A 22,848-nucleotide genomic window follows, 5' to 3' on the forward strand; every position below is an offset into this window, starting at 1 on the left:
GTAACGATCAAATCCATTCTTTACTTTCTTTTTGAGATTGAAATAGAAACGTACATTCAAAAGGTGGGGAGCATGCGAAAAACTGCAAAAACTTGTTATAGTGGAGGCAAGTTTGGGGACTGATAATAATGAAATTTGACTTTGAAATGGATACGGCATGGTGTCTAGACCAACTCTTTAAAGACGGTAAAATCAGTGAACGCGACCGAATGCTGGTACAAACCACTCATCGGCAACGTGAACAATTAAAATGGCACCCTTTACAGTGGATTGCCAATTTTAATCTGGTCGATCAGTCCCATCCCCAAACGACTTTGACCCTGAACCGTTTATGTCAGTGGCTGGCAGAAAAAACCGGATTGATGTTCTATATTATTGATCCGCTTAAAGCTGATGTACAGGCATTGACCCATGTCATGTCGCAGGAATATGCACTGCGCAACCATATTTTGGCAGTAGAAATTCAGGCAGACAAAGTTCTGATCGCCACGGATCAGCCTTATAAAACCGAATGGGTGTCGAATCTCGAGCAAAATATTTCCCCGAAAAAAATACAACGGGTATTACTGAATCCAGAACAATTACAACGTTATATTACTGAATATTATCAGGTCAGTCGTGCAGTCAGTGGTTCACAAAAATCCTCTGCCTATGACCGGGAAAATAAGGGCGTCGAAGCCTTGCTGCAATTGGGTGATTCACAGAATCCGGATGCCAATGACCAGCATATTGTCAAACTGGTGGACTGGGTGCTGCAATTTGCCTTTGAACAAGGTGCCAGTGATATTCACATGGAACCACGTAAAGACACCGGCAAGATCCGTTTCCGGATTGATGGGGTGCTGCATACGATTTACAATATGCCGGCCAATACATTGACCGCCGTCATTTCCCGAATCAAGATTCTGGGCCGAATGAACGTGGCGGAAAAACGTAAGCCACAGGATGGCCGACTGAAAACCCGCACGCCCAAAGGACAGGAAACTGAACTGCGCCTGTCGACCTTACCGACAGCTTTTGGTGAAAAACTGGTAATGCGTATTTTCGATCCGGAAGTGCTGGTGAGAAGTTTTCAGCAACTCGGTTTTGAAGGTCATCTGCTCAACGACTGGAACAATCTGACCAGTCATAGTCATGGCATTATTCTGGTGACCGGTCCGACCGGTTCCGGTAAAACTACTACGCTTTATTCAACTCTGAAGCAGCTGGCGACTGAACAGGTCAACGTCTGCACGATTGAAGATCCGATCGAGATGCTGGAACCTAGCTTTAACCAGATGCAGGTCAATAATGGTATTGATCTCGGTTTTGCTGACGGCGTGCGCGCACTAATGCGTCAGGACCCGGACATTATCATGGTTGGAGAAATTCGTGATCAGGACACTGCCAATATGGCGATTCAGGCAGCATTGACCGGTCACCTGGTTCTATCGACTTTACATACCAATGATGCGCCGTCGAGTCTGACCCGTCTGCATGATTTAGGCGTACAGCCATTTTTGACAGCAGCAACCATCTTGGGTGTTCTGGCTCAACGTTTGGTTCGTAAGCTGTGTCCACACTGCAAACAGGAAAGTTTCCTGAACGAGCAGGAGTGGCAGCATCTGGCAGCCGATTATCCTTTGCCGCGACCGGAATTTGTCTTTAAGGCGGTAGGCTGTGAAGAATGTCGGCATACCGGCTATAAAGGCCGTATCGGGATTTATGAGTTTATGCCACTGAGTCTGACCACCAAACAGTTGATTGGTGCGGATGCTAACCTGAACCAGCTGCGTCAGCAGGCGAAAAAAGAAGGCGTAGAGCCGCTCAGAATTGCCGGGGCGCGCAAGATTCTGGAAGGTGTGACCACGCTTGAAGAAGTCCTGAGAGTGGTGCCCTTAAATTAATTTTGAAAATGAAGCAATCTTAAGATTCAATTCATGTTTGGCTGTTTTAATAGCATCATCGAAACAAGGCAAGACTTTAAAGAGGTAACTGCGATGAAAATGATGATAAATACGGTTTTGGCAGCTGCATTGATGGGTTCTATCGCGACAGCTACGATAGCAAGTAGTGACACGGCTGTGAATCAGGCCGCTTTTGCTAAATCGACTACAGTCAAACAGGCACTGGCCATGAAAGATGACAGCAAAGTTCAGCTCAAAGGTTATGTCGTGAAAGCAGTCGGTGATGAAAAATACCAGTTCCGCGACAGTACAGGCACCATTACGGTTGAGATTGATGACGAACTTTGGCAAGGCAAACCGATTTCAGCCAAAACACCGGTAATCATCACAGGTGAAATCGACATTGATTATAAACCGGCAAAACGTGTTGAAATTGAGGTTGATCAGGTTCGCTTCTAATATCGCCTGATTTGCTGAAATCAGTTTGAACATAGCAACAAAAAACCACATGCAAGTTACCAAAAAGCATGTGGTTTTTTTGAGTCTGCTGCTTTTTCAGGGCAAGATAGAACAAGGAAGCAAACGGAGCAGAATATGCGTATTCTTTTGGCAGAAGATGATCAGTCTCAGGCAGACAGTATCCAGACCTGGCTGGAAATGGATGGTTATGTGATTGATCGGGTAGAGCGCGGTGATCATGCGATCCTGGCGATTGAACAGCATCAATATGACTGCATTTTGCTGGATCGCGGCCTGCCGAATGCCACTGGAGACGAGATTTTGAAAAGTTTGCGCAGCCAACAGCAAGATACGCCGGTGATTTTTATTACGGCCAAAGACAGTATTGATGACCGGGTTGAAGGTCTGGATTTAGGCGCGAATGATTATCTGGTCAAACCTTTTAGTCTGGAAGAACTTTCGGCCCGGGTACGTGCCCAGCTCAGACAGAAGCAGCAAACACCGAATCATATCCTGCTCTGGCAGGATCTCAGTCTGGATACTCAAGCCAAAACCCTGACTAAAGAAGGTCAAGCTGTGAATCTGACTGCGAAGGAATTTCAAATTCTATACAAGCTGATGCAGCAGCCTGAACATATTGTCACCCGTGAACAGCTGGAAGAATCGCTGTACGCTTGGGGTGATGAAATTGAAAGTAATGCCATTGAAGTATTTATCTATCAGCTGCGTAAAAAAATCGGCAGCCAGATGATCAAGACTATTCGCGGTCTGGGCTATCGCATGCATAAGGCTGAGGTATAAACCTATGTCAGCTGCTATTTCCTTGCAAACTAAACTGATCAAACATGCGCTGTTCAGTTCGATATTGGCTGGAATATTGGCCTGGCTGCTGTTATTGGGAATTTCCAGTTATCAAGCCAGTCAGCTGCATGATGAATTAATGGAGCAGATTTCTGAGTTGCTGCTTGGCGATGTGACCCAGGCCAAAGACGCCCAGGTCGATGAACTCAGTGAACAGTTCGATATCCAGTATGCCTTGTTGCTGGATCAGCAGGTACTGACAACTTCGATTGATGATGAATTAATTAATCCCATTCCAAAAGCACAGAACAACGGCTTCCAGTTTGCTTATGAAAATGGCCATTTTATCCGTATTCTGACTGCGGAAGATGACGACCTTCAGGTCAAAATCGTACAGCCACTTTCAGTACGTTTCGATGAACTCTGGCAAACCACCTTGGGCTTTGCCGGGATCTTATTCATCTTATGGCTAGTGCAATGGCTGATTTTGCGTGTTGCGATCAGACGCCAGTTACGGCCATTAAACAAGATTTCCCGCGCGATTGGTTCCAAGACTGCTCAGGATCTGAGTCCTATTAAAACACCTGACCCTGAAATCACTGAACTGCAACCGATCATTCGTCAGCTGAATGCCATGCTCGGCCGGCTGGAGAAATCACTGGCTGCTGAACAGCGCTTTACTGCAGATGCTTCACATGAGCTGCGTTCGCCACTGTCTGCGATTCAAATGCGGCTACAGGTTTTAAAACGCAAATATCAAGATGATGCACAGCTCCCTCAGGCATTACAGTTGATCCAAAATGATGTCAACCGCGGTACGCAGGTGCTGGAAAATTTACTCTTGCTGGCACGACTCGATCCGGAGCGAACAGGGCAATTAGCAACGCAAACGATTAATCTTAAGAATCTGGTTCAGGAGGCTTTGCAGGCCTTGCAGCCTTTTGCAGAAGAAAAAGACATTCATTGGAATCTAAAACTTGAGGATGCTGTGATCGAAGCGAATCCAGAACTGATTTTTAGTTGTATTCGCAATCTGGTCGACAATGCGATCCGTTATACGCCGCAACAGGGACAGGTCGAGATCCGAACAGTTATTGAGCAGCATCAGATACAGTTACTGATTGAAAACTCAGGAGAGGGGATTGCTGATGAGGTACTGGAACGTTTAGGTGAACGTTTTTATCGGGCTTTGGGTACGCGAACTCAGGGTTCGGGTTTAGGCCTGTCCATTTGCCAGAAAATTATGGCACTGCATGCAGCTAAAATTGACTATGCGCCGTCGGACTTGGGTGGACTTAAAGTGTCATTGAGTTTTGAGCCTGATGGCAAAATCTCATGATTAGAAGATTAAAAAGCAGTATGCGCTGATTCATACTGCTGCTTCCCACGTTTGTTATTTTAGATTGTTTTAATTATTTGGTCAGAATAAGACGGTTGTTGCGGGTCAGGCGCAAGCGGTATTCTTCGCCGGCATGCATGATCCGGATTTCACGACCCAGTGCAAACAGATTGTTGGAGTGCAGCATTGGCAAGGCATGGTGAGTATCATTGTTACGGGTGAATAGGCTAAATGGGGCGTTCATTCCGTCGACTCCGTGGTGTGTTTTGGATTGATTTAAATGATAATCATTATCGAATAGATCTGTCAACGAAATATTGAGCAATTTATAAAAAACTCTAATTTGCTTACAATCTGTAAAACTTTACCGGTTCTGTACATCATGACTAAAGCTACAATTCATGTCGCAATTGCGCTTTTATTTTATCAAAATCAGGTTCTAGTCGGCTGGCGTGAGGCCAAGCAGCATCAGGGCAATAAATATGAATTTCCAGGCGGAAAAGTTGAACAGGGCGAATTACCAGTCGAAGCCTGCCGCCGCGAAGTGATTGAAGAGGTCGGGGTTGATATCGAACGCTGGCATGCTTCTGATTTTATTTCTCATGAATATGAAGATCTCATCGTCAATTTGCATATTTTTCATGCTTCAGTACAGCCTACTCAACTGGCTGAAATCAAACAGCCTTGGCGTTGGTATAGCCGGGAAGAACCTGGTCAGCTGAATTTCCCGAAAGCCAATCAGTCCATGATTCAAAAGCTGCAATGGCCGCAGCGCATCAAGATTGCTGAGGATCTGGATATCTTATCAAGTCTGGATACAGATCAAATGTTGTATTGGCGCGTGGAAGCAACGCCTGAACGGATCATGCAATTACAGCAATATCCGGTAGATCAACTCTCCAAGTTAATCATTAATCAGCAGCTTTGGTCACAACTGAATGAATTGCAGCAGCAGACGATTCGTACGATTCATCTAAAACAGATTCAATTGATGGACTTGAAACAAGGTGAATTGAAATCTGGTTATCGTTATCTGGCAGCCTGTCATGACCTGAGTGCTTTAATGCATGCAGAACAGATCGGTTGTGAAGCAGCCTTGCTGAGTCCGGTACTGGCGACCGCAACGCATCCGGACACGCCTGCGCTAGGCTGGGAGCAATTCAAGCAAATGGCAGAGCAGGTACAGATTCCGGTTTTTGCTTTGGGTGGAATGAAGGCTGATGAGCTTGAGTATGCAAAAAGCCAGCACGCTTATGGCATTGCCGGCATTCGCTATATTTAAACACTTTATTTATAAAATAAATTTTCTATTGGTAAGTCAGTTTCTATGGAAAATTATCTTAAAGCTTTTTCAATGCCTGTTGAGCTTGCTGAATCGCTTTGGCATTTTTCCGCAACTGAGCAGATTTAAGGCGCACTTGCCAAAGCTGCTTTTTCATGGCACTAGATTGTGCATAACTCAGGCCACGTAAGGCAAAAGCATCGGCGCTTGCTGGCTGATTTTTACGGTTAGCAATCATACCCAAGTATAAATAGGTTTCCGGTGCCTGAGGGGCCAGTCGCTGTGCCTGAGTTGCAGACGCTTCAGCTTGAGCGAACTGCTGCTTGGTATAGGCCTGCTGGGTTTGCTGCATCAGACTCTTGAAAGCCGGCAGATTACGGCCATCATCAAACTTTTGGCTTTTCGGCTTCTGTTCAGGAATGACAATTTTCTGACGTTTGATGTCAGGACGGTCATAAGGCGTAATCACTACGCTGTCTGGCGTTTTTGCCTTAGGTTTTTCCGTCGCAGGCTTGACTGGGGTAACTGGCTTTTCTGGCTCAGAGATACTTTGGCAGCCCACCAGACTGAGGATGAGCAAACCAGGGAGGATTTTTCTTAACATAAACATAGACTCAATTAATGGCTATAACTTCCACTGGCGATAATACGGGTTTCGCTCTCAAGATCGCGTTCTATTTCTGTTTCACTTTCTTGTATGTAGCGACTCATATCATCCTGTTCAGCATCAGATGGCGCAGGTTCTGAATCAATATCATAAGGTTCCGTCGCATAGTGCGAGATGCCGCAGGCAGTCGCCTGATTTGGCAGGGCATGACGCGAAATCGGGATATACATGGCGCCTTCACAGCCTTGTGCAGACAACAAACCCGTATGACGATCTAGCCAATGCCATTCGATTTCATTCGGCTGTGGCAGATTCACCGGTTTCTGGCGCAACTGTTTCATGACATTGGTCCAAACGGGCAGGGCACCCGATGAACCGGTCAAGCCAGTGACTTTATTGTCATCCAGACCGAGCCAGACCACGGTCATATAATTACCTGAATATCCGGCAAACCATGAGTCACGGCTGTCATTCGTGGTACCGGACTTACCGGCAAGATTCAGACTGCGTGGCAAGCTGTTATAGGCTGCACGGCCTGTACCATTCGACATGACCTGTTGTAAGCCATAATTCAGGGCATAAGCGGAAGCAGGATCAATAGTCGGTTGTACACTCAGGCTATAACGATCCAGAGAGCGGCCGTTGGCATCCACCACAGAGCGGATGGCTTTAGTTGGATATTTAAAGCCGCCTGTAGCAAAGTTGCCGTAAATGTTCATCACTTCCATCGGGGACATATCTACCGCACCCAAGTAAATCGACGGATAAGATGGAATATCTGAAGTTACACCAAATTTTTTCAGATGATTAATAAAGGTAGACAGGCCAAATTCTTGTGCTAAACGCACAGTAGACAGGTTATAGGATTGCGATAGTGCTTGTGACATTGGAATGACACCATGTCCGCGACCACTATAGTTTTTCGGCGTCCAGGTTTTGCCATCACTCTTAATGCTGATTTCACTGTCTTCAATCGGGCTCGCCCAGTGATAACGGTTCGATTCTAGTGCGCTCAGGTAAATCACAGGCTTTAATAGGGAACCGACTTGACGCTTGGCATCGACTGCACGGTTAAAGCCGGTAAAATCTTGAGTAGAACCTAGTGCGGCCACCAGCTCACCATTTTCCGGATGCGATACCAATACCGCACCCTGTAAATCTTTCAGGCGACCCGGATTGGATTTGCTTAAACGCGCCACCGTCTCTTTAAAGCTGTCCTGAATTCTGGTTTGGGCCAAAGGATCTAAAGTAGTGAAAATTCGCAGACCCTGATTGGTCAGATCGGTTTCCTGATAATCTGTGCGTAATTGACGACGTACAATATCCAGAAAATCCGGGAAGCGGGCAGGGCCTAAAGTCGGTTTTGAAATGACATTTAACGGACGTGCGGTTTCTTTTTCATATTGTTCCTGAGTCAGATAGCCCATCACCAGCATATTATTCAGGACGATATCACGGCGTTTTTTCGCACTTTCAGGATTGCGCCATGGATTGTATAGACTCGGGCCTTGGACTAAACCCACCAAAAATGCTTGCTGGGAAATATTCAGTTCACGTAGTGGCAGGCCAAAATAAAACTGCGATGCCAGACCATAACCATTAATGGAGTAGTTACCATTCTGGCCGAGATTTACCTCATTCAGATAAGCTTCTAGAATTTCATTCTTGTCATAATGCAATTCAATCAGCATCGCCATAAAGGCTTCATTCACTTTACGTTTTAAGGTGCGCTCAGGGGTTAAATAGAAATTTTTGACCAGCTGCTGGGTCAAGGTTGAGCCACCCTGACGTTTACCACCGGTAATATTGCTGACTACGGCACGTGCAATACCACGCGGTGAAACCCCATGATGCTCATAGAACTTACGGTCTTCGGTCGCGATCAGCGCTTCGATCAAGGGCTTAGGCACTTTATTTAGCTTGATCAGCACACGGTCTTCGTTATGCTGCGGATAAATCCCACCAATTAATAAAGGTTCTAAACGCGCAATCCCGCTTGAAGACGGTTTGGTTGCGCTGACTTCTGCAATCTGTTCACCGCTGAAACTGACTTTCAATATTTGTTCCGGTTCAACCCGGTCACCAAAATCAAAGCCGCGTGTATGCACATACAGGGTATTACCCGTGGTGACAAAGTTGCCTGATTTAGTATAACTATCCGAATTTTTATAACCGAGTAATTTTAATTCTTGTTGGAAATCCTGCAGGCTGACTGGGGCATTCACGTACACTTCCATCGGACGTGCGAAGACCTTGGCCGGAATATCCCAGCGCTGACCTTCAAACTTGTCGCGTACAATATTGTCTAATCTAATCAAATAGATACTAAATGCTACAAAGATAGAAATGACAATAATAGAAAAAATTAAGGCAAGAAACCCCATGCCACGTTCAGATTTCATAAATACTTATAAGATCCTGTGAAATTGTGCTAATCATGCGAAGCTTTTCATTATTTTGCAATATTTAATCAAGAAATGCGCTTAAAATTAAAATGAAACCCCACAATTTCTCCTTAATTCGAATATATTTCAAATAATTTCCTACCTATGAAGCACTGTTATAAATTGTCATCCAGGTATAGCTTAATGTTATGATAAGCAGGATTCGTAGCGGAGCGACGACACTGGTGCAAATTTCCCATAAGACCTTTCGAAATATCGGGTTAATAGGACGTCCTGATAAATCGTCGGTGGTTGAAACCTTATGCCTTATTCACGATCATCTTCTCAATTTAGGCCTACACCCAGTTTTTGATGCAGCGACAGCTGAACTTGTTCCCTATCAAAATACCCAAACCGTCAGTCGTGCCTTATTGGGTGAGGTGGTGGATCTGGTGATTGTCGTGGGCGGTGACGGCTCGCTATTACATGCAGCACGCGCCTTGGTCAAGTACAATACCCCGGTGATCGGGGTTAACCGTGGTCGTCTGGGGTTTTTAACGGATATCAAGCCGACTGAAGTGATATTCAAGCTGGATCAGGTATTAAAGGGTGACTTTCAGACTGAGCGACGCTTTTTACTCGAAGTCGAAATTCGCTCCAAAGGTGAAGTGATTTACGATGCCATTGCTCTAAATGATGTGGTGCTACATTCAGGGAAATCGGTACATATGATCGATTTTGAACTGAATATTGATGGACAATATGTCTATCGTCAGCACAGCGATGGCCTGATAGTCTCTACGCCGACTGGTTCTACGGCTTATGCGCTTTCTGGTGGTGGCCCGATTGTACATCCAAGTATGGATGCGATTGCCTTGGTACCGATGCATCCGCATACCTTGTCTTCACGCCCGATTGTGGTCGGTGGACATAGTGAAATTAAATTACTGATTCGTGAAAATCGCGTACTGCCGATGGTTAGTGCGGATGGACAACACAGTGTGTCTTTGAATGTGGGCGATAGCGTCCATATTCGCAAGCATCCCTTTAAACTGAATCTTCTGCATCCACCGGGTTATGACTTTTATAATGCCTGTCGAACCAAACTGGGGTGGAATCAGGACTTTGATTATTTTAAGCAGGATTAAATCATGAATATTGAACAAATGCTTGCCGTACTCAATCCTGAGATTGTTGAACGTCTAAGAACAGCAGTCGAAATTGGAAAGTGGCCAAACGGTGTAGCCTTGACACCAGAACAGCGTCAGACCTGTATGCAGGCAGTGTATGCCTGGGAAATGAAAAACCTGCCTGAAAATGAGCGCAGCGGTTATATCGATCGCGGTACTAAAGAAGAGGGTGAGGAATGTGATGATGATCATCACAAAAATGAACCAGAATTCAAGCCGATTCGTTTTGTTTAAGGCTTAATTCCCAGCCAATAGCAATACAATTAAAAAAAGCATTGTTAAGTGATTAACAATGCTTTTTTTCTTTATACTATAAAGATTAAACCGTGTGGCGATTCACCCATAAGGTTTTGGCTTTTTGCATCGCAGCTTCAAAGCTGTCACACACGCCCATGGTATATAGCGCAATGCCCATAGTTTCTATCACTGCAATCTCGCCATAATCATGGCTTTGCTGACCGTCCCAGACAGCTTTAAATAGCGCCAGATCCAGTTCTTCTTCAATCGGACTGCGGTAGTCAGTTAGTTTCGGCAGTTCATGCTCATATAGTTCACCATCTTTAATGCCACAGATAAGCGTTTTGGCATCCGGATTACGCTCGAATTCGCCGCCTTCACCTTTAATCACTGCGCTGTTTTTATAGCCTAAGCGGAAAGCCGCTTGCTGATGCGAACCACGATAAGCCGGATGGAAAATTGCTTGCAGGGTCGCTTTGGCATTAAACGGATTGATCAGACGCGCCAAGGTATGAATTGGGGAGCGTAGCCCCATGACATTACGCAGCGTAATCAAGTCCGCCAGAATTGGAGAAATCACTTCTAGCGGGATATAAGCAAAATGCTGTTGTTGTAGCTGCTGTTCAACCTCGGCATCATTTTGACAGATTGGATAGCCTAAGTAAGTCAGCACCTGTTCGGTGTAAACGCGGTTCATGGTATGGCCCGAGGCACCATGCATCACAATATTATAACCATGCTTGGCCAGTGTCAGGGCTGCCAGAATAAACCATGGATAATGTTTGCGTTTGCCTGCATATGAAGACCAGTCCAGATCGACATCCAGTTTTTTGAAATTCAGCTGATCCCGTGTCGCCTGTACAAAACCGGCCAACTCATCTACAGATTCTTCCTTGACCCGCAATAACATCAAGAATGCACCTAACTGCACATCCAGCACTTCATTTTTTAAAATCATGCTAAAGGCTTGATAGGCTTCATCATAGCTGAGAGAGCGGGCGCCATTTTTCCCTTTACCCACAATGCGTACATATTGGGCAAAGGGATGTTCGAAATCTTTATAAATATTTCTTTTGGTATTCATAACTTTTTACAGCTTGCAGAAAATATTAATGTCAAGGGAGAGGGTGAAAATCCATAAACATTTCAGTATACGTAAAACAATCAGTTAAATCTGATTATCGACTAATGTCTAATCTATTCTGGTTAAAACATAAACAAGCGCATAATAAGTTATGCACATTTAGTCTGAATATTCGGTAAAATTTAGGCAATTTTTAGAGTCTGTTTAATTTTTCTTAATCTCTTTCTCCCATTTAATACTTTGGTCTGATACTTGAGTGTCAGATTCAATGCATGGCTGATTATCATTTTTGAACATTCTCTTGAGCCTTTTGAGACTTGATCCGGTTCATCCTGAGAAGGGATGAAGAGGTCAGTATATTTCTCAAAATGGTCTTTCTTATTTTTGATATCGTTCAAGTAGATTTATTATGGCGAAACAACCAATTTATAAGTCACTGTATTTTCAAGTGATTGTGGCCATTATCGCAGGTATTCTGGTCGGGCATTTTTCGCCTAGTGGTACGCAAATTATCAATGGCGTAGAACAGCATGTCCCTGGCTTGGGCGAACAGCTTAAACCGCTTGGTGATGCATTTATCCGTCTGATTAAAATGATTATCGCACCTGTGATTTTCTGTACCGTGGTCAGCGGTATTGCAGGTATGGAAAGCATGAAATCAGTCGGTAAAACTGGTGGTGTGGCTTTACTTTACTTCGAGATCGTATCCACGATTGCTTTGGTCATCGGTCTGGTCGTGATTAACATCGTCAAGCCTGGTGTGGGCATGAACGTTGATCCTGCTTCACTGGATACCACTGGCATCAGTAAATATGTCGCTTCAGGTGAGTCACAATCGACTATCGACTTCCTGATGAACATCATTCCAAATACGGTTGTGGGCGCATTTGCGGAAGGCGAAATTCTGCAAGTTCTATTGTTCGCGATCATTTTTGGTTTCGCACTGCATAAGCTGGGTGATCAAGGCAAGCCAGTCCTGAAACTCATTGACCAGATTTCACATGTATTCTTCAACATCGTGAACATGGTGATGAAACTTGCTCCAATCGGTGCATTTGGTGCGATGGCATTTACAATTGGTAAATATGGTATTGGTTCTCTTGCTCAGCTGGCACAGTTGATCATTTGTTTCTATATCACCTGTGTACTATTTATTTTCATCGTATTGGGCTCAATTGCGCGTTTTGCTGGTTTCAGCATCATGAAGATGATCCGCCTGATTCGCGAAGAACTTCTGATTGTACTGGGGACGTCATCTTCAGAGTCAGTATTACCACGTATGTTGAAGAAACTGGAACTTGCCGGTGCCGAGAAGTCGGTAGTAGGTCTGGTGATTCCAACTGGTTACTCATTTAACCTGGATGGTACGTCGATTTACTTGACGATGGCTGCGATCTTCATTGCACAAGCGACCAATACGCAACTTGATTTGTCTCATCAAATTACCCTGCTTCTGGTACTTCTGATCTCATCTAAGGGTGCGGCAGGTGTGACTGGTTCAGGCTTTATTGTGATGGCGGCAACCTTGGCTGCCGTAGGTAATATTCCTGTTGCAGGTCTGGCCTTGATTCTCGGTATTGACCGTTTCATGTCTGAAGCTCGTGCCTTGACCAATCTGGTTGGTAACTCTTTGGCGACTTTAGTGGTTGCGAAATGGGTTGGCCAGTTAGATATGGACAAGCTGAACTATGCTTTAGCAAATCCTGCAGAAATTGATGAAAAAATGGCGCAAGAAGGAAATAACGCTCACTAAGTTTGAGTCTGTCTTTCGTGTCTAAAAGGGAAGCTTCGGCTTCCCTTTTTTATTGACTGTGAAGTTAGTAAAAAGATGAATGCCGGCACATGACAGGGAGCATGAAAGTCGATAGTCTGTGAAAAGGAAACTCAAATGATAAACAACAAGGACAATAGAATGCTTGCCTACGATGCCGATCTAGAATTATTCCGCGATAATTTTAAACGCTTTATGAACGAACATGTCGCACCATACTATGACCAGTGGGAACGTGAAGGTCTGATGCCGCGTTCAGTCTGGAATGCACTCGGTGAAAATGGCTTCTTGTGTGTCGATGTTCCGGAAGAATATGGTGGCTATGGGGTGCCGACCGATTATTCATTGATGTTGATCGAAGAATCTGCACGTGCCGGATACAGTGCCATTGCCACAGGTCTGTCTTGTCATTCCGATATTGCAGCACCGTATATCCTGCATATCGGTACCGAAGAACAGAAAAAATACTGGTTACCAAAAATGGTGACCGGTGAAGTGGTCGGTGCGATCGGTATGACCGAGCCAGGCGCAGGTTCAGATTTACAAGCCATGCGCACCAGCGCTATCTTGCAGGATGAATATTATCTGTTAAATGGCTCAAAAACCTTTATTTCCAATGGTCAGCATGCTGACTTGGTGGTGCTTGCCGTCAAAACTGATCCGCAAGCCCGCGCCAAAGGCGTTTCATTGCTGCTGGTTGATACTCATCTGGAAGGCTTTAAAAAAGGCACCAATCTGGACAAAATTGGCCTGCATGCTCAGGATACGTCTGAGCTGTTCTTCGACAATGTTAAAGTGCCAAAGGAGCAATTACTGGGTCAGCCGGGACAGGGATTTGCTTACCTGATGCAGGAATTGCCGCGTGAGCGTACCGCCATTGCTGCCACCGCTTTAGGCGCTATTCGTGGCTCTATTGATGTGACTACACAATATGTGAAAGAGCGTCAGGCTTTTGGTCAGGCCATCGGCCAATTCCAGAATACCCGTTTTGTGCTTGCGCAAGCGAAAATTGATGAATTGGCGACCGCAGCTTTTTATAACCAGAATCTTGAGCTTTATATGCAAGGGAAGCTGGATGTAGAAACTGCAGCAGCATTGAAAAGCTTTTCTACCGATATGCAGATGAAAATCGCGGACAATCTCCTGCAATTATTTGGGGGTTATGGCTATATGACTGAATATCCAATTTCACGTTTCTTCGTTGATGCGCGGATCCAGCGGATTTATGGGGGTACCAATGAAATCATGAAAGAGATCGTGGCACGCGGTCTGTTAGGACGTTAATAGCTCAACCATAAAAAAAGAGTCCCGAAGGACTCTTTTTTATAGGGGGAGAACATAGCCAAGATGGGAAATATTTTTTAAGACTTTATGATTTTAAGACATCCAAACATTCATGAATAAAAATGGGTAAATCATTGGGTAGACGCGATGAAATCAACTGATTATTGTCATTCACCAGTTCTGCATCATAATACGTGCCACCGGCACGTTGTACGCGACTGGCATGCGCGCGAATACTGGTAATAATTCGATTTTTTAGCACATCTGCTTCACATAGTAATAATGATGCATCACATAAACTAAAGATGGTTTTCTTGGCTTGATTAAAAGCCTGAATAAACTGCAGCACCCGGAGATCGGTAGATAAGGAAACTGCAGATTCACCGCCAGGAATCAGCAAGGCATCAAAATCATCAATACTGATTTGTTCGATGCCCCGGTCAATCGTCACTGCAGAACAGCCATGCAGACCATAGACCACGTTTCCTGCATTAAACTCAATATTACAGATGCTATGCTTTGCTTCAAGCAAGGCCGCAACGGGTTCAAGATATTCCTGATCTTCAAAATTATTCGTCAAAAGTACAGCTATTCTTTTTGGCATGACTGACACCCAAACGCTTGTTTTAAGTTAGACTATCTATGATTGGTTAAAAAATCGTCTCTGCTTTGTAATGGAGTAGTGATTTAATGTAAAAAATAAGTGAAATCAAAGAGAAGTCGATAAAAATGGTGTTGCAGAGTGTGCATTTTATTGTGAAATCTATCTTAGATATGAATGGTTCAAAAATGACGTTTGCAAAGCAATTATTTTAATTTTCTTATGCTTAAAACCGCTATATAGATTAAGAAATAGTGATATTTCATCTTCCTTAAAATCAGTTAATATGGACAGGCAAAGTTTACAATTTAATAATGTAAATCAAGCAGAAAAGCTGAAGTAAATGTTACTAGATATGACCAAAAGCGATAAACGGTTAAAATCAACTGTATGTTTTTAAGACTTAATCTACCAATGTCATATTGCGTAACATTTGAAAGCTCACTATTGTTATACTGAACAGATAAGGTTTATGAAGGGCGACAGAACAATGATCAACGACGATCAAAACACCACGACTTCTCTTGATTTGGTAAAAATTCGTGAAGATATCGATTCTGTTGATCAGCAAATTCAGCAATTGATTAACCGTCGGGCACGTTTGGCTGAAGCTGTGGCAAAAGCAAAGTTTGCCTCAGAAGAGAATCCGCTGTTTTACCGCCCAGAACGTGAAGCTCAGGTTTTGCGTAATGTCATGGAACGTAATGAAGGGCCATTGTCTGATACCACCATGGCGCGTCTGTTCCGTGAAATCATGTCGGCCTGTCTTGCACTTGAAGCTCCGCAAAGCATTGCTTTCCTTGGCCCAGTCGGGACTTATACCCATTCTGCGGTACTCAAGCACTTTGGTCATGATGCTGTGGTTCGTCCTTTACCGACCATTGATGAAGTTTTCCGTGACGTGGAAGCGGGCAGTGCCCATTATGGTCTGGTGCCGGTAGAAAATTCTTCTGAAGGCGTGGTCAACCATACTTTGGACTGTTTTAAAACATCGAACCTGAATGTAATTGGCGAAGTTGAATTACCGATTCACCATCAGTTCCTGATTTCTGAAAATACCCGTAAAGACAGCATCAAGCAGATTTATGCGCATCAGCAGACTTTGGCACAATGCCGTAAGTGGCTGGATGCCCATTATCCGGGTGTGGAACGTGTCGCTTTAAGCTCCAACGCAGAAGCAGCGCGCCGTATTCGTAATGAATGGCATTCTGCCGCGATTGCCTCTGAAATTGCCGCGAGCATTTATGATCTCGAAATCATGCATAGCAATATCGAGGACAATCCTGAAAATACCACACGCTTCTTGGTGATTGGTCGTGAAAAAGTGCCGCAAAGTGGTAATGACAAGACTTCATTACTGATTTCAGCACATGATCGTGCCGGGGCTTTGCTGGAAATTCTGGCGCCATTTGCCAAGCACAATATCAGTCTGACCAGTATTGAGACGCGTCCTGCACTTCCTGAAAAATGGGCTTATGTGTTCTTTATTGATCTTGAAGGCCATATTGAGCAGGAACACGTGAAAGCAGCCATTGAAGAAATTCGTCCTTTGGTCAAAGAAGTTCGCGTGCTCGGTTCATATCCTGCAGCTGTACTTTAAGTCAGCTATCCGTGGTCAGGGCGAGGATGCTGACCACTGTTTTATACCTAAAATTGGAAGTCTAAAATGTCGTTTGTTCCAGCCAATTCAGGCATCTCAAAATTAAAGCCATATCAACCGGGTAAGCCAATCAGTGAACTTGAGCGCGAGTTGGGGCTTACCGATATCGTCAAACTGGCTTCAAATGAAAACCCGCTAGGTTGTTCAGATAAAGTCAAAGAAGCGGTAGCTGCGGAAATTGCTGAAATTGGCCGTTATCCGGATGGTGGTGGTTTTATCCTGAAAGATCAGATCAAAACCCAGTTTGGTTTTAATCATGATCAGATTACCTTAGGGAATGGTTCAAACGACTTACTGGAAATGTTTGCCCGTGCATTCGTTTCAGAAAATGATTCGGTGGTGTATAGCCAGCATGCTTTTGCAGTTTATGCATTGGTAACTCAAGCCATTAATGCACAAGCGATCGAAGTACCAGCAAAAGGCTTCTCGCATGACTTGGAAGCAATGGCGGCTGCAATTCAAGACAATACCAAACTCGTCTTCATTGCAAACCCGAACAATCCAACTGGAACCTGGTTCGAAGAAGCTGAATTTGAAGCTTTCATGCAAAAAGTTCCTGCCAATGTGATTGTGGTTCTGGATGAAGCGTATGTTGAATATTTCCCGGAAAACTTCAACAGCTTGAAATTCCTTGCGCAATATCCAAACCTGATCGTTAGCCGTACTTTGTCGAAGTGTTATGGTTTGGCTGCACTACGTGTTGGTTTTGCTCTGGCTTCAGTTGAAGTGACAGATTACCTGAACCGTATTCGTCAACCATTTAATGTCAACCATCTTGCGATGGTGGCTGCGGTGGCTGCACTGAAAGATGAAGATTTTATCGCGCGTTCTCGTGAAGTGAATAAAGCCGGTATGGCGCAACTTGAGGCTGGCTTTAAGGCTTTGGGTCTTAACTATGTACCTTCACGTGCCAACTTTATTCTGGTAGATGTACAAGCAGACCCATCAGCAACCTTCAATGGTTTGCTTAAGCAAGGGGTGATTGTGCGTCCGGTCGGTATTTCTAATCACATTCGTGTATCGATTGGTACTGAAGCAGAAAATGCGAAATTCTTAAGCGCATTGGCTAAAGTACTCGGTTTAGAGGCAAAAGCTTAAACCATGTCGCAGCCACTGTTTGAAAAAGTTGCATTTATCGGGCTTGGACTGATTGGTTCAAGTCTGGCGCGTGTCATTCGAGCTGAGCATTTGGCCAATGACATTGTTGCATCGACACGTTCACAAAAGACTTTGGAAGATGCTAAATCTCTTGGCCTGATTTCCGAAGGCTATGCAGATCCTGTGGAAGCGGTCAAAGGTGCTGATCTGGTAGTGCTTGCATTACCGGTGCGTGCCACGCAAAAGGTGCTGGAAGCCATCAAGCCTTATTTATCTGCCAATACCATTATTACTGATGTGGGTAGTACCAAAGGTAATGTGGTCGATGCAGCGAAAGCGGTTTTTGGCGATGAACTGCCTGAAGGTTTTGTACCGGGCCATCCGATTGCAGGTGCCGAGCATACCGGGGTGCATGCAGGTAAAGTTGATTTATTTGCCAATCACAAGGTGATCTTGACGCCACTGCCAAGCAGTGCAGACTGGGCCGTCGATAAACTGATTCAGCTGTGGCAAGCGGCGAAAGCCGAAGTGATTTGTATGGATGTCGACAAGCACGATGAAGTGCTGGCGCATACCAGTCATCTTCCGCATCTCATGGCATTCAACTTGGTTGAGCAATTGGCCAAGCGTGAAGACAATTTAGATATATTTCGTTATGCTGCCGGTGGCTTCCGGGATTTCTCGCGAATTGCCGCTAGCGATCCACAAATGTGGCATGACATCTTTTTTGCCAACAAAAAAGCAGTTCTGAATGCTGTTGATGGCTTTGAACAGCAGCTCGCGATTATTCGCAAATTGATTGAAGATGAAGATTCCCACGCATTGATGGGCTTATTGGGTCATGCGCAGGCAGCTCGCCAGCATTTCAACCATATGCTCGCCAAGAAACCTTTCATGGAGAAAAATAAAGTGACACAACAATTTACCATTCAGCCGGGTGCCAAGAAATTTCAGGGTAAATTTACCGTGCCAGGTGACAAATCTGTGTCACATCGCTCGATCATGTTTGGTGCGATTGCAGAAGGTACCACACATGTGACCGGCTTTTTGGAAGGTGAGGATGCTCTAGCGACACTGCAAGCTTTCCGTGATATGGGAGTCAGCATTGAAGGCCCTAAAAATGGTGAAGTCACCATTCATGGTGTTGGCATGCAAGGCTTAAAAGCGCCGCAGTCTGCCATTTATATGGGCAACTCAGGCACTTCAATGCGTTTGCTGTCGGGTATGCTAGCAGCACAGAAATTTGATTCAGTCATGACTGGTGACGCATCTTTATCCAAGCGTCCAATGGAGCGTATTGCCAAGCCTTTACGTGAAATGGGTGCGCAAATTCAGACCACTGGTGAGCGAGGTACGCCACCTGTATCCATCACCGGCAACCAAAACCTGAAAGGGATTCAGTACGATTTGCCAATGGCCTCTGCTCAGGTGAAATCAGGGATTTTACTTGCAGGTCTATGGGCAGAAGGTGAAACTTCGGTGACTGAACCAGAACCAACACGCGACCATACTGAACGTATGCTACGTGCCTTTGGTTATGAAGTGAAAACCGAAGGTAATCGAATTTCACTGCAAGGTGGCGGAAAGCTGGTTGGAACCAATATTCAGGTGCCTTCAGATATTTCTTCTGCTGCTTTCTTTATGGTCGGTGCGGCCATTACTGAAAACTCGGATGTGACCCTTGAAGCAGTTGGCATTAACCCGACCCGTACTGGTGTGGTCGAAATCCTCAAGCAAATGGGTGCGGACATTACAGTTGAAAACGAGCGTATTGCAGGCGGTGAACCGATTGCCGATATTCGTATCCGTGGTACACGTACCTTAAAAGGCATTCATATGCCGGAAGATCAGGTGCCATTGGCAATTGATGAATTCCCGGCGCTATTCATTGCGGCTGCATGTGCCGAAGGTCAAACCATCCTGACCGGTGCTGCCGAGCTTCGCGTAAAAGAATCGGATCGTATTCAAGTGATGGCCGACGGTCTTCAAACCATGGGCATCGACTGTACCCCAACGGACGATGGCATCATCATTGAAGGTAAGGGCAAGTCTGGTGACTGGTCGCCAATCTTTACGGGTGGTGAAATTGAATCGCATCACGATCACCGTATCGCGATGAGTTTTTCGATTGCCGGTTTGCGTAATTCGGAGCAGATCAAGATTGTCGGAACCGAAACGGTCGCAACCAGTTTCCCGACCTTCACAGAATTGACCTCAATCGCAGGACTGCCAATTCAAGTATCAGAATAATTTTTAAAATTATGTGAAACAGCCAAGCTTTTGCTTGGCTGTTTTGTTTATATTGCTTATGCTAAACCCATATAAGAAAAAAGCCATTTGGAAGTAGCGATGCGAAAATTAAAATTCATGGCCAATACCCAGAGCCAAACACCACGGGATGGTCAAGAAACCCAGGAATATGTAGCACATTTACTTGCCGAAAAATTAGGTAAATACGGTTTTCAGACCTTAAGCCAAAGTGGTGCTCAGGTTGCCGTCAGCGTAGAAGAACATGCGCTGCCTTTATCAGTGAGTTGCGAAACCAGAGATGAACAAGGGCATCTGGTCTGTGAGATTGCCTCATATCCTGAAGAAGAACAGGACTGGCTGGATCGTATCACCGAAAGAAGTTTGCTTAATCAGCTTGCACAGGCAGTGGAAACCTCTCTAAAAGAGCAGGAACGCTTTAGCGAGTTTGAATGGAAGAGCTAATTCAACAGACTCAATCAGCTTTGCCTACACTGCAAAGTAAACGCTTGATCCTGAATTGTTTTAAATCAGCCGATGCCAAAGAAACTTATGCTTCAATTACGCCGAGTTTGACACGTTTTATGGCGTGGGACCCACCACAATCTGAACAGGGATTTGCAACAGTCTGGCAAAATTGGCTGGAAAATATGACTGATTATAAAGAATATGTATTTGTGATCCGTCATATTGAAACACAAGAATTTATTGGGCTATGTGGTTTGCATCGACTTCATGATGAAATACCTGAAGTCGGTATTTGGATTCGTGAAACTGCACATGGTCATCATTATGGACATGAGGTAGTGCATTGTGTTGTGGCTTATGCTTTCAATACATTAGGGATTCAAGTTTTAAGCTACCCGGTAGCAGAAGAAAACTGGGCTAGCCGTAAAATTGCAGAACGCTTGGGCGGAAAAATTATCCGCTACATCGATAAGCCTAAATATCGGGCTGTGATGTATGAAATTTTTGCAGAAGATTTTGTCTTTTAATAAAAAACCCATCATTTGATGGGTTTTTTTATTTAGCCAAGCGCTAAGTACCGGGTCATTGCGATCCGTAATTGCTTTAAATAGCCGGTAAAGAAATGGTTGGCACCAGGTAATACGGTCACTAAATGGCGTTGTGGCTTTGCCCATTCAATCATATCTGAGAGCAAAGTCACTTCATCGGCTTCACCGTGAATGAACAGAATGTCGCCTTTGATGGCTGGTGTCACATAATGACGAATACCAGCTACTGTTGCAGTCGGCAGACCACATAAAATGGTTTGCTTTGGTTGCAGTTCTACCGGTAAGGCTGCATAGCTTTTTGCCATGACATGCGCACCAAAACTAAAACCGCCTGCATAAAAAGGCAGGGCAATATGCTGGTTGCGAGCGAACCGAATGACTTCTAATACATCATCCGTCTCACCGAAGCCCTCGTCGTGTATACCTTCACTTTGACCAGAACCACGGAAACTTGGACGATACACAATACAGCCACGTTCCAGATACATTTGTGCCAGTAAAACCGGAACCTTATGTTGTGGTGTACCGCCTTGCAATGGATGGGGGTGACAAACTACCGCGAATCCTTTCACTTCACCCTGAGGATAATCCACAAAAACTTCAATCTGACCCGCAGGCCCTTGAAGAAAAATTTGCTCGGGCATATAAAAACCGATGATTAACAGGAGAATCGTGCATTTTAACGATTATGGTGAATAAAAACATGAATTGGAATTAAAATAAGCAGACTGATATAGTTTGATTAATCATTTTTTGACCAGGTTGCCATGCTCGCTTTAATTTCTCCAGCCAAAACTCTCGATTACGATACTCCATTACCGACTGACCAATTTACTCAAGCGAGATTATTAGAACATTCACAGGACTTGATCAACGTTTGTCGCACACTTTCTGCAACAGAAATTTCCAGCTTAATGAGTGTTAGTGAAAAAATTGCCACTTTAAATACCGCACGTTTTAATGACTGGCAACCGAATTTTAATTTAGCCAATGCCCGTCAGGCGATTTTTGCATTTAAAGGCGATGTCTATACAGGTCTGGATGCCTATAGTTTAAAACATGAAGATCTGCACTATGCACAAGACCGTTTACGCATGTTGTCTGGATTATATGGACTCTTACGTCCCTTGGATTTGATGATGCCGTACCGTCTGGAAATGGGAACCAAATTGGCCAATTCCCGCGGGCATAACCTATATGACTTCTGGGCACATCACATTACTGATCTGATTAATCAGGATCTAGCAGCAGCAAATTCTGAAATCCTGGTGAATATCGCCTCTGATGAATATTACAAATCAGTCAACGAGTGCAAAATTCAGGCAGACATTATCAAGCCGGTATTTCTGGATCAGAAAAATGGCAAATATAAAGTGATTAGTTTCTATGCCAAAAAAGCACGCGGTCTCATGGCGCGTTTTATGATTGAAAATAAAATTGATTGTGTCGAAGAGTTGAAAGCTTTTAATAGCGATGGCTATTATTTCGATGCAGACAGTTCACTTAAGGGAGAACTGGTGTTCAAACGTGATGAACAACTGAGTGCATAAATGAGATGATTCCCAGTATTCAGCATGAGGATATATATGCCGGATATTGGGATGTCGTTATTATGGTTAGGTTCTTGAACTATGTACATGCATGTGATGTGAGTAGGGAATAATAGACAGCATCATGACAACTATAAAATCTGTAATTCTTGAATATCAGGTAGAGCTTCAAGGTAATTAAAAATAAAAAATATCGCTAAACATCTTGAAATCCCTAGCAAAATCTCCCTTATTTAGATCATTAGACCTCTTGCGAAAGTAAAAACTGCCTCAATATAGATTTCATGAAATATCAGAAATTAAATCGTTTTTCAGATTCTGAATTCCAGCGCTTGGTTGGTGTACCTCGAGC

The 22,848-nt window shown here is 44.4% G+C and carries 21 protein-coding genes; 15 read left to right on the forward strand and 6 right to left on the reverse strand.

What is annotated here, in order from left to right; all coding sequences use genetic code 11:
• Nucleotides 1–128: 128 nt before the first annotated feature.
• From WFH18_RS08780 to WFH18_RS08795, 4 genes are all read left to right on the forward strand, one after another.
• Nucleotides 129–1,886, forward strand: a complete 1,758-nt coding sequence (locus tag WFH18_RS08780; RefSeq protein ID WP_004279001.1) for a GspE/PulE family protein — start codon at nt 129–131, stop codon at nt 1,884–1,886.
• Nucleotides 1,887–1,979: 93 nt separating this feature from the next.
• The gene (locus WFH18_RS08785; RefSeq protein ID WP_004645581.1) at nt 1,980–2,345 is read left to right on the forward strand and encodes a NirD/YgiW/YdeI family stress tolerance protein; all 366 of its coding nucleotides are present in this window, start codon (nt 1,980–1,982) and stop codon (nt 2,343–2,345) included.
• Between the two features lie 135 nt (nt 2,346–2,480).
• The gene (locus WFH18_RS08790) at nt 2,481–3,146 is read left to right on the forward strand and encodes a response regulator transcription factor (protein WP_004278999.1); all 666 of its coding nucleotides are present in this window, start codon (nt 2,481–2,483) and stop codon (nt 3,144–3,146) included.
• A gap of 4 nt (nt 3,147–3,150) precedes the next feature.
• On the forward strand, nt 3,151–4,485 hold the full coding sequence (locus WFH18_RS08795) for a sensor histidine kinase (protein ID WP_004278998.1): 1,335 nt from the start codon (nt 3,151–3,153) through the stop codon (nt 4,483–4,485).
• Between the two features lie 73 nt (nt 4,486–4,558).
• On the opposite strand, the gene hemP is transcribed toward WFH18_RS08795, so the two are convergent.
• A complete protein-coding gene (gene hemP, locus WFH18_RS08800; RefSeq protein ID WP_004645578.1) occupies nt 4,559–4,729 on the reverse strand; it encodes a hemin uptake protein HemP in 171 nt (56 codons plus the stop codon).
• 138 nt (nt 4,730–4,867) lie between these two features.
• Here hemP and WFH18_RS08805 point away from each other — a divergent pair, with 138 nt between their 5' ends.
• Entirely contained in the window at nt 4,868–5,767 is a 900-nt protein-coding gene (locus WFH18_RS08805; protein ID WP_005103610.1) for an NUDIX domain-containing protein, read from the forward strand.
• Nucleotides 5,768–5,825: 58 nt separating this feature from the next.
• On the opposite strand, the gene WFH18_RS08810 is transcribed toward WFH18_RS08805, so the two are convergent.
• Complete coding sequence (locus WFH18_RS08810) at nt 5,826–6,371, reverse strand: hypothetical protein (protein WP_005103606.1); 546 nt, start codon at nt 6,369–6,371, stop codon at nt 5,826–5,828.
• A gap of 14 nt (nt 6,372–6,385) precedes the next feature.
• Complete coding sequence (gene mrcB / locus WFH18_RS08815) at nt 6,386–8,776, reverse strand: penicillin-binding protein 1B (protein ID WP_005103605.1); 2,391 nt, start codon at nt 8,774–8,776, stop codon at nt 6,386–6,388.
• A gap of 191 nt (nt 8,777–8,967) precedes the next feature.
• On the opposite strand from mrcB, the gene WFH18_RS08820 reads away from it, so the two are divergent.
• Together WFH18_RS08820 and WFH18_RS08825 are read left to right on the forward strand one after the other, a co-directional pair.
• Nucleotides 8,968–9,906: an NAD(+) kinase gene (locus WFH18_RS08820; RefSeq protein WP_004645573.1), complete on the forward strand. Its 939-nt coding sequence runs from the start codon at nt 8,968–8,970 to the stop codon at nt 9,904–9,906.
• 3 nt (nt 9,907–9,909) lie between these two features.
• Entirely contained in the window at nt 9,910–10,182 is a 273-nt protein-coding gene (locus WFH18_RS08825; protein WP_004278992.1) for a YeaC family protein, read from the forward strand.
• A gap of 85 nt (nt 10,183–10,267) precedes the next feature.
• On the opposite strand, the gene WFH18_RS08830 is transcribed toward WFH18_RS08825, so the two are convergent.
• Nucleotides 10,268–11,269 carry a glycosyl transferase family protein gene (locus WFH18_RS08830; protein WP_004278991.1) on the reverse strand — a complete coding sequence of 334 codons (1,002 nt, stop codon included), beginning with the start codon at nt 11,267–11,269 and terminating at the stop codon, nt 10,268–10,270.
• A gap of 409 nt (nt 11,270–11,678) precedes the next feature.
• On the opposite strand from WFH18_RS08830, the gene WFH18_RS08835 reads away from it, so the two are divergent.
• Together WFH18_RS08835 and WFH18_RS08840 are read left to right on the forward strand one after the other, a co-directional pair.
• Nucleotides 11,679–13,022, forward strand: coding sequence for a dicarboxylate/amino acid:cation symporter (locus WFH18_RS08835; RefSeq protein ID WP_004278990.1), 1,344 nt, complete (start codon nt 11,679–11,681; stop codon nt 13,020–13,022).
• Between the two features lie 159 nt (nt 13,023–13,181).
• The gene (locus WFH18_RS08840; RefSeq protein WP_004278989.1) at nt 13,182–14,324 is read left to right on the forward strand and encodes an acyl-CoA dehydrogenase family protein; all 1,143 of its coding nucleotides are present in this window, start codon (nt 13,182–13,184) and stop codon (nt 14,322–14,324) included.
• 85 nt (nt 14,325–14,409) lie between these two features.
• Here the strand turns inward: WFH18_RS08840 and WFH18_RS08845 are convergent, their stop codons facing one another.
• Complete coding sequence (locus WFH18_RS08845) at nt 14,410–14,928, reverse strand: DJ-1/PfpI family protein (protein WP_004731605.1); 519 nt, start codon at nt 14,926–14,928, stop codon at nt 14,410–14,412.
• A gap of 487 nt (nt 14,929–15,415) precedes the next feature.
• On the opposite strand from WFH18_RS08845, the gene pheA reads away from it, so the two are divergent.
• From pheA to WFH18_RS08870, 5 genes are all read left to right on the forward strand, one after another.
• Nucleotides 15,416–16,525, forward strand: coding sequence for a prephenate dehydratase (gene pheA / locus WFH18_RS08850; protein WP_004278987.1), 1,110 nt, complete (start codon nt 15,416–15,418; stop codon nt 16,523–16,525).
• Between the two features lie 66 nt (nt 16,526–16,591).
• Entirely contained in the window at nt 16,592–17,683 is a 1,092-nt protein-coding gene (hisC, locus tag WFH18_RS08855) for a histidinol-phosphate transaminase (protein ID WP_004645569.1), read from the forward strand.
• 3 nt (nt 17,684–17,686) lie between these two features.
• Nucleotides 17,687–19,933, forward strand: coding sequence for a bifunctional prephenate dehydrogenase/3-phosphoshikimate 1-carboxyvinyltransferase (locus WFH18_RS08860; RefSeq protein ID WP_004278985.1), 2,247 nt, complete (start codon nt 17,687–17,689; stop codon nt 19,931–19,933).
• Nucleotides 19,934–20,032: 99 nt separating this feature from the next.
• Nucleotides 20,033–20,395 carry a hypothetical protein gene (locus WFH18_RS08865; protein ID WP_004278984.1) on the forward strand — a complete coding sequence of 121 codons (363 nt, stop codon included), beginning with the start codon at nt 20,033–20,035 and terminating at the stop codon, nt 20,393–20,395.
• Nucleotides 20,383–20,925, forward strand: coding sequence for a GNAT family N-acetyltransferase (locus tag WFH18_RS08870; protein WP_004278982.1), 543 nt, complete (start codon nt 20,383–20,385; stop codon nt 20,923–20,925). The genes WFH18_RS08865 and WFH18_RS08870 overlap by 13 nt, the downstream gene beginning before the upstream one ends.
• A gap of 32 nt (nt 20,926–20,957) precedes the next feature.
• Here the strand turns inward: WFH18_RS08870 and WFH18_RS08875 are convergent, their stop codons facing one another.
• Nucleotides 20,958–21,590: an alpha/beta hydrolase gene (locus WFH18_RS08875; protein ID WP_004645565.1), complete on the reverse strand. Its 633-nt coding sequence runs from the start codon at nt 21,588–21,590 to the stop codon at nt 20,958–20,960.
• Between the two features lie 123 nt (nt 21,591–21,713).
• Here WFH18_RS08875 and yaaA point away from each other — a divergent pair, with 123 nt between their 5' ends.
• On the forward strand, nt 21,714–22,496 hold the full coding sequence (yaaA, locus tag WFH18_RS08880; protein ID WP_004278979.1) for a peroxide stress protein YaaA: 783 nt from the start codon (nt 21,714–21,716) through the stop codon (nt 22,494–22,496).
• The last annotated feature ends 352 nt before the right edge of the window (nt 22,497–22,848 follow it).

This window comes from Acinetobacter sp. USHLN143 (assembly GCF_037145695.1).
Lineage (GTDB): Bacteria > Pseudomonadota > Gammaproteobacteria > Pseudomonadales > Moraxellaceae > Acinetobacter > Acinetobacter fasciculus.

Bases quoted from the DNA above. Each gene is read 5' to 3' on its own strand.
- WFH18_RS08860 (WP_004278985.1), top strand. From the start codon at position 17,687: ATGTCGCAGCCACTGTTTGAAAAAGTTGCATTTATCGGGCTTGGACTG.
- WFH18_RS08820 (WP_004645573.1), top strand. From the start codon at position 8,968: ATGATAAGCAGGATTCGTAGCGGAGCGACGACACTGGTGCAAATTTCC.
- WFH18_RS08790 (WP_004278999.1), top strand. From the start codon at position 2,481: ATGCGTATTCTTTTGGCAGAAGATGATCAGTCTCAGGCAGACAGTATC.
- yaaA (WP_004278979.1), top strand. From the start codon at position 21,714: ATGCTCGCTTTAATTTCTCCAGCCAAAACTCTCGATTACGATACTCCA.
- WFH18_RS08875 (WP_004645565.1), bottom strand. From the start codon at position 21,590: ATGCCCGAGCAAATTTTTCTTCAAGGGCCTGCGGGTCAGATTGAAGTT.
- WFH18_RS08825 (WP_004278992.1), top strand. From the start codon at position 9,910: ATGAATATTGAACAAATGCTTGCCGTACTCAATCCTGAGATTGTTGAA.
- WFH18_RS08795 (WP_004278998.1), top strand. From the start codon at position 3,151: ATGTCAGCTGCTATTTCCTTGCAAACTAAACTGATCAAACATGCGCTG.
- hisC (WP_004645569.1), top strand. From the start codon at position 16,592: ATGTCGTTTGTTCCAGCCAATTCAGGCATCTCAAAATTAAAGCCATAT.
- WFH18_RS08805 (WP_005103610.1), top strand. From the start codon at position 4,868: ATGACTAAAGCTACAATTCATGTCGCAATTGCGCTTTTATTTTATCAA.
- WFH18_RS08865 (WP_004278984.1), top strand. From the start codon at position 20,033: ATGCGAAAATTAAAATTCATGGCCAATACCCAGAGCCAAACACCACGG.
- WFH18_RS08785 (WP_004645581.1), top strand. From the start codon at position 1,980: ATGAAAATGATGATAAATACGGTTTTGGCAGCTGCATTGATGGGTTCT.
- pheA (WP_004278987.1), top strand. From the start codon at position 15,416: ATGATCAACGACGATCAAAACACCACGACTTCTCTTGATTTGGTAAAA.
- WFH18_RS08810 (WP_005103606.1), bottom strand. From the start codon at position 6,371: ATGTTAAGAAAAATCCTCCCTGGTTTGCTCATCCTCAGTCTGGTGGGC.
- hemP (WP_004645578.1), bottom strand. From the start codon at position 4,729: ATGAACGCCCCATTTAGCCTATTCACCCGTAACAATGATACTCACCAT.
- WFH18_RS08830 (WP_004278991.1), bottom strand. From the start codon at position 11,269: ATGAATACCAAAAGAAATATTTATAAAGATTTCGAACATCCCTTTGCC.
- WFH18_RS08840 (WP_004278989.1), top strand. From the start codon at position 13,182: ATGCTTGCCTACGATGCCGATCTAGAATTATTCCGCGATAATTTTAAA.
- WFH18_RS08845 (WP_004731605.1), bottom strand. From the start codon at position 14,928: ATGCCAAAAAGAATAGCTGTACTTTTGACGAATAATTTTGAAGATCAG.
- WFH18_RS08870 (WP_004278982.1), top strand. From the start codon at position 20,383: ATGGAAGAGCTAATTCAACAGACTCAATCAGCTTTGCCTACACTGCAA.
- WFH18_RS08780 (WP_004279001.1), top strand. From the start codon at position 129: ATGAAATTTGACTTTGAAATGGATACGGCATGGTGTCTAGACCAACTC.
- WFH18_RS08835 (WP_004278990.1), top strand. From the start codon at position 11,679: ATGGCGAAACAACCAATTTATAAGTCACTGTATTTTCAAGTGATTGTG.
- mrcB (WP_005103605.1), bottom strand. From the start codon at position 8,776: ATGAAATCTGAACGTGGCATGGGGTTTCTTGCCTTAATTTTTTCTATT.